Genomic DNA, 513 nt, shown 5'->3' on the forward strand with positions numbered 1-513 from the left:
CTCTGCTTTAGCTTTCTCTGCTTTAGCTTTCTCTGCTTTAGCCTTCTCTGCTTTAGCCTTCTCTGCTTTGGCTTTTTCTGCTTTAGCCTTCTCAGCTTTAGCCTTCTCAGCTTTAGCCTTCTCAGCTTTAGCCTTCTCAGCTTTAGCCTTCTCTGCTTTGGCTTTCTCTGCTTTAGCTTTCTCTGCTTTAGCTTTCTCTGCTTTAGCTTTCTCTGCTTTAGCTTTCTCTGCTTTAGCTTTCTCTGCTTTAGCTTTCTCTTCTGTTAAAGGCTTTTCCTCTTCCTCCTCCTCTTCCTCTTCCTCTTCCTCTTCATTAATAGGATTATCTAATTTTATCAGAACTTTATGCTGCTTTTCTTCCTCTTCATCTTTATCCACCTGAGCAAGCATAACCACGCCGATTATAATCGCATGCAGCAAAAAACTAAGGCCAACAAATAAGGCGTAGCGATCTAAGTAGCGTCTTGGTAACATCAGTATTGCAACAACTCTTAATAGGCATTAAGCCTTTTA

Annotated in this window: 1 protein-coding gene; it reads right to left on the bottom strand. The window is 41.1% G+C overall.

From position 1 onward, the window contains the following. The coding region (locus tag A3729_RS33005) for a hypothetical protein (RefSeq protein WP_197475820.1) at window positions 1-474 on the bottom strand (474 nt) is incomplete at its 3' end. Window positions 475-513 lie beyond the last annotated feature (39 nt).

It is taken from the genome of Oleiphilus sp. HI0043 (genome assembly GCF_001634935.1).